The 9,224-nt window shown below is 37.0% G+C and carries 9 protein-coding genes; 4 read left to right on the top strand and 5 right to left on the bottom strand.

Annotated features, from left to right (window positions below):
• Window positions 1-29: 29 nt before the first annotated feature.
• Complete coding sequence (locus tag KPC_RS14840; protein WP_121975141.1) at window positions 30-866, bottom strand: SDR family NAD(P)-dependent oxidoreductase; 837 nt, start codon at window positions 864-866, stop codon at window positions 30-32.
• A gap of 433 nt (window positions 867-1,299) precedes the next feature.
• On the opposite strand from KPC_RS14840, the gene proP reads away from it, so the two are divergent.
• Entirely contained in the window at window positions 1,300-2,784 is a 1,485-nt protein-coding gene (gene proP / locus KPC_RS14845; RefSeq protein ID WP_121975142.1) for a glycine betaine/L-proline transporter ProP, read from the top strand.
• Between the two features lie 65 nt (window positions 2,785-2,849).
• Here the strand turns inward: proP and KPC_RS14850 are convergent, their stop codons facing one another.
• Window positions 2,850-3,845: an NAD(P)H-quinone oxidoreductase gene (locus KPC_RS14850; protein ID WP_121975143.1), complete on the bottom strand. Its 996-nt coding sequence runs from the start codon at window positions 3,843-3,845 to the stop codon at window positions 2,850-2,852.
• A 154-nt stretch (window positions 3,846-3,999) separates the two neighbouring features.
• Between KPC_RS14850 and KPC_RS14855 the strand changes: the two genes are divergently transcribed.
• The gene (locus KPC_RS14855; RefSeq protein WP_121975144.1) at window positions 4,000-4,191 is read left to right on the top strand and encodes a hypothetical protein; all 192 of its coding nucleotides are present in this window, start codon (window positions 4,000-4,002) and stop codon (window positions 4,189-4,191) included.
• A gap of 303 nt (window positions 4,192-4,494) precedes the next feature.
• Entirely contained in the window at window positions 4,495-5,352 is an 858-nt protein-coding gene (locus KPC_RS14860; RefSeq protein WP_121975145.1) for a DMT family transporter, read from the top strand.
• A 44-nt stretch (window positions 5,353-5,396) separates the two neighbouring features.
• On the opposite strand, the gene cysN is transcribed toward KPC_RS14860, so the two are convergent.
• Entirely contained in the window at window positions 5,397-7,010 is a 1,614-nt protein-coding gene (gene cysN, locus KPC_RS14865; RefSeq protein WP_121975146.1) for a sulfate adenylyltransferase subunit CysN, read from the bottom strand.
• Window positions 7,011-7,138: 128 nt separating this feature from the next.
• Window positions 7,139-8,047, bottom strand: a complete 909-nt coding sequence (gene cysD / locus KPC_RS14870) for a sulfate adenylyltransferase subunit CysD (protein WP_171334515.1) — start codon at window positions 8,045-8,047, stop codon at window positions 7,139-7,141.
• A gap of 150 nt (window positions 8,048-8,197) precedes the next feature.
• Between cysD and KPC_RS14875 the strand changes: the two genes are divergently transcribed.
• Window positions 8,198-8,644, top strand: a complete 447-nt coding sequence (locus KPC_RS14875) for a GNAT family N-acetyltransferase (protein ID WP_121975148.1) — start codon at window positions 8,198-8,200, stop codon at window positions 8,642-8,644.
• 71 nt (window positions 8,645-8,715) lie between these two features.
• Here KPC_RS14875 and KPC_RS14880 read toward each other — a convergent pair whose 3' ends face one another.
• Window positions 8,716-9,099, bottom strand: a complete 384-nt coding sequence (locus KPC_RS14880; RefSeq protein WP_121975149.1) for a putative periplasmic lipoprotein — start codon at window positions 9,097-9,099, stop codon at window positions 8,716-8,718.
• Between the last annotated feature and the right edge of the window lie 125 nt (window positions 9,100-9,224).

Below are 9,224 nucleotides of genomic sequence, written 5' to 3' on the forward strand. Positions count from 1 at the left end.
GCTTTGGATGAGTTAAAGTAGTTTAAAAACTACTTTAACTCATCCAAAGCTGTCCCTTTCACAGGATTTCTACGCCAATAATACGGCTGAAAAAACCGTGACAACAAACGCATCGGTGTCATCCATACGATACGAACATTGGTTTTATGATTTTGGGTAACACGTTTAGCCAAGTAGCGACATACTTGTTCAGGTGGATCAATAATAAACATAAACAGCCACTTCATCTTTTGCCAGTTTTTAGCTTCCCCCTCTTGCCAAGATGAAATCAACAGATCTGTTGCTACCATGCCTGGGCTTAGAGTTCCAACCTGGATATTACTATGTTTCGTCTCTTTATAAAGTGCATGGGTAAAATATCCAACAGCACGTTTACTGGTGGCATAAGGCGTCATACCCGCACTCCATTCACCACGGCTGCCCCAACCTTCCATATTATAAATCTGGCCGAAACCTTGCTTTAACATTCCTTTTAAAGCAACTTGCGACCCTAACATACAACCCAAAATATTGGTTTGAACGACATGCTCTAAATCGGAGGGCACTATCTCAGTCAATGCTTTGGCAGCATTGCACGTACCTGCATTATTGATCCAGACATTTACCTGTCCACAATATTGAATGGATTCGCTCCAGAGATTTTCCACATCGGACGGGCGTGTTACATCACAACACACGCCGAATACTTTCTGCTCATCAAATTCGCTTTGCAGTTCACTTACAACTCGATTTAACTGTTCCGAATTCCGAGCTGAAATGACCACAGACCAACCAAAATTTAAGAATGCTTTCGCCAATCCTAAACCAATACCACGACTACCACCTGTAATCACAACACATGAAGCAGAATTATTAGCAATGCTCAAAACATATTCCTTTGTTATTAAATTTAATCATATAAAGAAAGTTTCCAATGATCAGGTAAGTAAGTTGTCAGGCTAATTTTGCAGATTTAATTTTAATATGATGTACATATGTCCATCCAGTGCTCTAATTTATGTAATGATAAATAAACGACCACGCTCTTTACTATACCTAAGCACATTTGTAAAGTTCTGTAAATTTTTAATAACAGTTTCTACACAATTAAAAGCCTAACTTTAAACAGAACATTATTTAATCCATAGTAAAATTGTAAGCATATGAAAACATTTTGTTTTTTCTTTTTAGCAAGTTTTATGGTTCATTTACCTAAATTAACTTCGCTTCAAATTTTCTATTCTCTCTTTTTAAATCAATCATTTTTATAGATTTTCAACAAATCTATGCATTGGTTTTACTTATATATTAGGTTAATACATGCGCGGATTCAGAAGAAAAACTAAACCCATTGAACTGGATGATATTAACATCATCGATAACCAAAAAACCAAAAAGGCAATCACAGCTGCTGCACTTGGTAATGCAATTGAATGGTTCGATTTTGGTGTTTACGGTTATGTAGCCTATGTACTTGGTAAAGTATTTTTCCCAGATGCGTCACCAAGTGTGCAGATGATTGCAGCACTTGCAACATTTTCAGTACCCTTTATCTTCAGACCCTTAGGAGGAATCTTCTTTGGACGATTGGGTGACAAATATGGTCGGCAAAAAGTGCTCGCTATCACGATTATCATCATGTCACTCAGTACCTTCGGTATTGGATTGATTCCATCTTTTGAAACCATTGGCATTTGGGCACCAATTCTTTTATTAATCGTAAAAATTGCCCAGGGGTTTTCTATCGGTGGAGAATACGCAGGTGCGGCAATTTTTGTTGCCGAATATTCACCTGACCGTAAACGTGGATTTATGGGAAGCTGGCTCGATTTTGGTTCAATTGCGGGCTTTGTTTTAGGTGCTGGTACTGTTTCATTCATTACCTATCTGGTTGGCGAAACAAACTTTGCCGAATGGGGCTGGCGTATTCCATTTTTTATCGCACTCCCACTCGGGATAATTGGTTTATATCTGAGAAATGCACTTGATGAAACTCCTGTTTATCAACAGCATAGTGAAAATAAGGTTTCACAAAAACCTAAGAAATTTAGTTTCAAGGAAGTATTGGCCAATAATAAACGTTCACTCATGGTGTGTATTGGACTTGTCATTTGTACCAATGTAACCTATTACATGCTTTTGACGTATTTACCAAGTTATTTCTCTCATAACTTAGGCTATTCTGAAAGTCATGGTGTGTTAATTATTATTGCAGTCATGATCGGTATGCTGTTTGTACAACCCATCATCGGCTGGCTCAGTGATAAATTCGGTCGCCGCCCGTTTATTTTTATTGGTAGCTTCGCTCTGATTTTGTTTGCATATCCTGCATTTGTTTTGTTGGACAGTCGTGTAACTTACCAGATTTTCTTAGGTTTATTAATTCTTGCCCTAAGTCTTAATATGTTTGTCGGAGTTATGGCTTCTACCCTCCCTGCACTATTTCCAACAGAGATTCGTTATAGTGCATTAGGAATTGCATTTAACTTTTCTGTGGTGATTGCAGGTTTAACACCAACCATTACTGCAACACTGGTTGAAACAACACAGAATTTGATGATACCTGCATATTATTTAATGGTCTGTGGCGTATTTGGTCTGATCACTGCGATTTATCTCAAAGAAACAGCAAATAAACCTCTGGTTGGCGGTATTCCCATGGCAACCAATGAAGAGGAAGCCGTTGAGTTACTTGAAGAATATCATGAAAATCTGGAACAAAAGATTGAAAATATCGACCAGAAAATTGAAGAACTTCAGGAAAAACGCCAGAAATTGGCCGATCAGCATCCCGATATTCAATAAATTAAATTGATGAAAAAGAGCAACGATTGTTGCTCTTTTTTGTTTTTATTATGTACAGAATCAGGTCAAATCACTTCAACCACGATTTTCCCTACGTGATCACCGACATCCATCGCTTTATGGGCTTCCACGATGTCATCAAATTTAAAGGTTTTAAAAATCATCGGTAAGCATTGTCCTTTTTCAAGTAAAGGCCATACATGCTGATGTAGATCTGCTGAAATTTCAGCTTTTTCCTGTGTGTTTCGGGCGCGCATCGTAGAACCAGTAATAGTTAAACGCTTCATCATGATTGGACCAAGTTTTACTTCTTTGGCTTTTGCTCCACCTAAAAATGCAATATAAACCAGACGTCCATCTTTACGAAGCAAACTTAAATTACGCTCCAGATATGGGGCACCTACAATATCCAGAACAATATCAACACCGTTATTATCTGTCTTTTCATTAATATAAGCTTCAAAATCCTGAGTCTTATAATTTATCGCATCAGTTAAATTGGAAATTGCCTGAACTTTATCATCAGAACCAACTGTCGCAAATGTTCTGATTCCAAAAGCATTACATAACATTAGTGCTGTAGTGCCAATACCGCTAGTACCACCATGAATCAATGCCGTTTCACCCTGTTTAGCCTTACCCATTTGGAACACATTTGCCCAAACTGTAAAGAAGGTTTCAGGAATTGCCGCTGCCTCTGCAAAACTTACTCCCTTTGGAATAAACAGCGTTTGTGGCTCTGGAACGACGCAATACTCAGCATAACCACCACCATTCGTCAATCCACAAACCTTATCCCCCACTTTATATCGGGTAACATCAGAACCTATCGCAGCAACTTCACCAGCGACTTCAAGCCCTGGTACTGGAGTAACACCTGGTGGCATCGGATAAAGCCCTTGACGCTGTAAAATATCTGGCCGGTTAATCCCAAAAGCATGTACTTTAACCAAGACTTCATCTGCTTTAGGTGCAGGTATTTGAGTTTCTTCATATATTAAGTTTTCAGGACCACCCGCTTCCTTGATAATCACCTGCTTCATCGTACCTTGAGCTGACATGCTAAACCCTGCCTTTATTTCATTGTTAAGATTTTACTCTATTTGAACATAAAGCTTGACCAAGATGAAGAATAGTGGACTTATGTATAAATCAGTTTTATGCTTATTTTGATAAAAAAATTAAATTTAAATAACTCAATTTGGGGAGTTTGTGATGAGTGACAATTTTGTACATGATTTTCTTTTTGAAAATGATACTGATCTTTTTTTATCCTGTCCTAAAGATGAATGTCATGGCAAACTAAAACTGGTGCAACGATCTATTGAAGTCATGACCTATCAATGTGATTACTGCAAACAACAATTTAAAAAAGTCTTGGGTGAGTTTAATAATTTTGAGACTTGATAACTTTTCTAATCAAACCTATTGTCGTCCTAATGCCAGCGAATCAAAAATTAGCTGGCATTTTTATTTTTCAACCTGTTAGATATAGAATCACACCATGACTAAAATAATTGATTGATTTTAAATAAATAGTAAAAAATAGACATCATTCATGATGGATAGCAGTCATCAGCTCCAAACATTTTTATAGTCATAATCCCTTAAAAAATAATGATTAATATCGAAACAATACAACAACGGTTTCACATTTATAAATACGGCTAAAATATCGAAAACTTACCAATTAAAAAAACGAGTTAATGGATGAATATAAAATATGAAAGGTCTTTCTATATTGCACTATTTGTTCTCCTATGGGGAAGTGCTGCAATCTTTACAAAATGGGGACTACAGCATGGTTCAACGATCCCTTTTTTATTTTTTAGGTTTCTCATCGCTACCATTCTGATTTTAATTTTTTGTGTATTCTCGAAGCAAAAATTCTTGCCACAAAATACCTCTTTTAAATATGTTGCTTTAACAGGAATATTTCTGATCACTGGGTATACACTGTTTTATTTCCTGTCCTTGGAATTTGGTATTTCCCCTGGGTTACTTGCAACTATCTTGGCTTTACAACCCATTTTAACGTTTTTTATTACAGAGAAAAGTTATTCTGCTGTTAAGTTCACAGGCTTAATTTTAAGTTTCATTGGTATTATTTTTCTGGTTTACAACAATATCTTTGTGAACAAACTCTCATTACTTGCGACTATTTCGTCTATTCTATGCCTGACCTGTATTACTATTGGTGTAATTTTACAGCGGAAAATTGCAGAAAAACCTTGGCAAGTACTCCCTTTACAGTATTCCTTATCTTTGATTTTTATTTTATTAATTATTCCATTTCAGTCTTTTGATTTTGAAATGAATTATGCTTTCTGGATTCCAGTTTTATGGCAAGGTGTCATAATATCGGTATTTGCCCAATTGATATTCTATAAGCTCTTACAATCTGGAAATCTGGTCAATACCACGAGCTTATTTTATTTAGTTCCATTGGTCACACTGATTCTGGACTATATCATTTTCAGAACTCAGTTACATCTTTTTGATTATGCTGGAATCGTAGCAATATTAACCGGTGTTTATTTGGTTTATAGGAAAGCTAAAAACTCATAACAAAAAAACCCGCCTGATGGGCGGGTTAATTCATTAGTCCAATCTTATAATCGAACTAATTTGACAACTTGCTCTGCAAGTTCTTCAACATTTTCTGTCAAGAAACTTACGTCAGTTCCTTGTTCTAACGTGGTCAACACAACTATACCTGTTTCACGTACAAGTGCTACTTGCTCAGTGCTTAAACCAGCTTTTGCAATCGCAACAATACCCTGCTGGATCAATAAGCTTTCAATTTTTTGAGCTTGTTCAATTGCAACACTCGATACTTGAACCGCCGCTGGTTTTTGTCCTAAGCGTGCCGCACGATCTTCCGCAGTGACAGGAGTACTATCAGCAGTCCATTCTATGGCTGCTTCAACCATACCAGCACCGACAGTAACATTACTTAAACGGTCAATAAAGATAAATGAACCTGTATAGCGGCTATCTTGATAACGATCAAATACAACTGGTGCATCAAACTCGACTACAACATTAGCAATCGCATTGAGATCAAGTTGCTCAACATGCATATGCTCAAGTGTGTTGACATTGGTACGGTAGTTGATTTTAGTGACTTTCGCAGGAATGGTCTGGGTGCCAATCTTGATATTATATAACTTACCAACAACCAGAGGATGGTCATTCATCCATACAACAGAAGCATCTACACGACGTGAAATAAGAGGTTGTTCACCTGCTTTCACCAGCATGTTACCACGTGAGATATCAATCTCGTCATTTAATGTCAACGTAACTGCCTGACCCGCAATCGCATGATCAAGATTCCCATCATAGGTTACGATTTCTTTAACTGTAGACTTTTTACCTGATGGTAATGCGATGATCTCATCACCAACACGAACTTCACCTAATGCTATCGTGCCTGCAAAACCACGAAAATCAAGGTTAGGACGGTTTACATATTGAACAGGAAAACGGAATTCATGCTTACTGGTATCACGTGTAATTTCTACGGTTTCCAAGATATTCATCAAGGTTTTACCGTTGTACCAAGGCGTATTGCTTGATTTGTTTACAACGTTATCACCATTTAATGCTGAAATCGGCACGAACAGAATATTTTCAGGACGACGATCACCAAGCTGGCTCACAAAATTGTCATATTCAGCTTGAATTTCATTGAAACGAGTTTCAGAAAATTCAACCAAGTCCATTTTGTTAATCGCAACCACGATATTACGGATACCTAAAAGGCTTGCAATGAATGTATGACGACGTGTTTGTGTTTGCACACCATAGCGTGCATCAATCAAGATAATCGCAAGATCCGCAGTAGACGCACCAGTTGCCATGTTTCGCGTATATTGCTCATGTCCTGGAGTATCTGCAATGATAAACTTACGTTTTTCAGTAGAAAAATAACGATAAGCCACATCGATGGTAATCCCTTGCTCACGTTCAGCTTGCAAGCCATCAACAAGTAGTGCCAAGTCAGGTGCATCACCTGTAGTTCCTACTTTTTTAGAATCACGGGTTACTGCCTGTAATTGATCTTCATAAATCAATTTTGAATCATATAGTAAACGACCGATCAGGGTACTTTTGCCATCATCCACATTACCACAAGTCAAAAAACGCAAAAGGTCTTTTTGTTCATGTTGTTTTAAATATGCCAAGATATCTTGGCTAATCAATTCTGATTGATGAGACATTGCTCACAGCTCCACAAATTCTTTTGAAATCATATTCTTTAAATCCGCCTTTGATTAAGGAAAGCTTTACTCCGTTTTAATCAAAGGATTCGCCCCTGTTTCATAAAAGACAGGGTTAAGCGGTGATTTTAGAAATAACCTTCTTGCTTTTTCTTTTCCATCGAACCAGCTTCATCATGGTCAATCATACGACCTTGACGTTCTGAACTTGTGGCCAAAAGCATCTCCTGAATAATTTCAGGTAAGGTACTTGCAGTTGACTCAACTGCACCTGTTAATGGATAACAGCCCAATGTACGGAAACGTACAGATTTCATTTGTGGAACTTCGCCCTCATGTAAACGCATACGCTCATCATCAACCATGATCAGTGTACCGCTACGCTCTACCACAGGACGCTCAGCAGCATAATAAAGAGGAACTATAGGAATTTGCTCAAGGAAAATATATTGCCAGATATCGAGCTCAGTCCAGTTTGATAGTGGAAATACACGAATACTTTCACCTTTATTCACTTTACCGTTGTAAAGATTCCAGAGTTCTGGACGCTGGTTTTTCGGATCCCAGCGATGTTTTGAATCACGGAATGAATAAACGCGTTCTTTTGCACGTGATTTTTCTTCATCACGGCGTGCACCACCAAAAGCAGCGTCGAACTGGTACTTATCTAAAGCCTGTTTTAAGCCTTGAGTTTTCATAATATCGGTATATTTTGAACTACCATAATCAAATGGATTTACATTCGCATCAACACCTTCTTTATTTTGATGGACAATAATATCCAGATCATAGTTCTTCGCCATTTCATCGCGGAACTTGATCATGTCCTTAAATTTCCAGCCTGTATCAACATGCAGTAATGGGAATGGGAGTTTTGCAGGATAGAATGCTTTCATAGCAAGATGTAGCATGACCGCTGAATCTTTACCGATAGAATACAACATGACCGGATTTTCAAATTCGGCAGCTACTTCACGAATGATATGAATACTCTCAGCTTCAAGCTGTTTAAGATGAGTAAGTCTTTCCTCAGTTATTGACATCGACAACACCGGCTATTAAAAATGAGTGCTTATTACACATATGAGAATATTTATTCATTATAGTGATTTAAAAGTCGATTCTTTTGCTCGATTTTTTATATTCATATTCCAAAATCTCATAAACAAATCAAAATTGGAGATAAGATGAGCATTAAAATCATTCCGTTATCAGATATTTCTTTTGATCAATGGCATCCTCTATGGCAAAGCTACTTAACATTTTATAAATCAAGCTTGAGTGAAGAACAAATAAGTTTATCTTGGAAGCGAATCACAAATCCTGCACAAAAGGATATGTTCGGTTTCGCTATAAAAATAAATGAAAATATCGTGGGATTTGTCCACCTTATTTCGCATATGAGCATGTGGACTGAGAAACCATATTGTTATTTGCAAGACCTTTTTATAGATGAAAATTATAGAAATCAGGGCTTAGCTTGCAAACTGATCGAACATACCTATCAGGTCTGTAAAGGTGGCTTTGATCGTGTGTACTGGCTGACGCAAGCGGATAATCATACTGCCCAGTTGTTATATGATCGTATCGCAGATAAAACAGGATTTATCCAATATAAGCATAGCCTGATTTAAAAATATTAAGACAGACTATAAAGTCATTCCAAACAAGAAATGACTTTAGCTGATAATCTGTTAAATGATCTTTACATCGTTGGTTGTGGAATCGGAGTGCTTTTTGGAATGAGTACTACTTTGCCATTAACCTGACATTTGCCACGGATTCCCCATTTTGTAATTGTACCATGTTCAACCAAAAATTTTCTCTCGCAAAAGAAATCTGACATACCAACACTATATTCATAATTATATGAAATCACCCTATTTCCATTAGATAAAGTATAACTATTTCTTGGTGGTCCCCATTTCGAAACCAGCTCCTGCTCACTGGCTCCTACCCAAGCTGCAACTATATCATTCATTGTTTCAGCCCTCTGTCCCCCTATCGCATTCACGGCATCTCCAAGAGGTGATGCTGCACAAGATACTAAAAAAGGAGTTAAGAACAATAAAATAAATATTCTTTTCATACAATTACTCGTTTATGTTTCTAATTTTATATTTAGTCTCTTACAACATAAGATTTTAAAAAATATAAAATCAATCAAATATAAGAACGCATGTAAACAACTAGATATAAAAAACTATCTAATAA

This window comes from Acinetobacter stercoris (genome assembly GCF_900323515.1).
GTDB classification, from domain to species: domain Bacteria; phylum Pseudomonadota; class Gammaproteobacteria; order Pseudomonadales; family Moraxellaceae; genus Acinetobacter; species Acinetobacter stercoris.